This is a genomic window from Aeromonas sp. Lyrl_2 (assembly GCF_051948815.1).
GTDB lineage: Bacteria > Pseudomonadota > Gammaproteobacteria > Enterobacterales > Aeromonadaceae > Aeromonas > Aeromonas veronii.
The window spans coordinates 1-632 of the sequence record NZ_JAYJLJ010000066.1 but is presented as its reverse complement, the minus strand read 5'-3'; the positions used below and the strand labels follow the sequence as shown (position 1 = coordinate 632).

Here is a 632-nt window from a genome sequence, read left to right as displayed (position 1 = left end):
ACTACGAAGTAATGCTTGATTGCCACAACGCAACTCCCAGTGATAGTGGTCGATAAAGACGACTAAAAATGCATCTTGGTTACTGGAATCATGCCATTCCTTAAGTCTCCCCAGTCCATAGATGCGCTGGCTGTCCGCAATAATACCAATACCTGTAGTCGCCATCTGTAAAACTTTCCTAACCCACCTTGGTTCATGAAGCGTTACAGGCTCAGCAAACTTAACCATAAATTCGACTACATCATTCTTGGGGTCAACAAGGATAAGATGCCCAATTCCCTTCGAGCCTTCATACATTAAGGAAGAAACAAGATTCAACGTAGCAAACAGATCGTCATGCATGTACTGCCGTTCGATTGATAACCCTGGGGTGTGCATGAAATTTTTCGCAGCAATACGGACGATCTCTTCTGCCTCTCTCATACCACGATGTGAAAAACGTCCAGGTTCAGGCTTGTTTAACCCCTCCGTTGCCTCATGCAGAACAGCCGCCATAGCTGAATGGATGAGACTACGATATCCATTTTCATTATTGCCTTTTTTGAGTGGCTTATGATCTAAGTGGGGATGCTGCAAGAAAAGGCTATTTGGGATCTGTATAACAGGAGTTACATAGTGGTCATCAATGCGCC

Annotated in this window: 1 protein-coding gene; it reads right to left on the bottom strand. The window is 44.5% G+C overall.

The features are described from left to right. Positions 1-632, bottom strand: a 632-nt coding sequence (locus VF684_RS20930) for a hypothetical protein (protein ID WP_440174401.1), incomplete at both ends; no start/stop codon positions are given.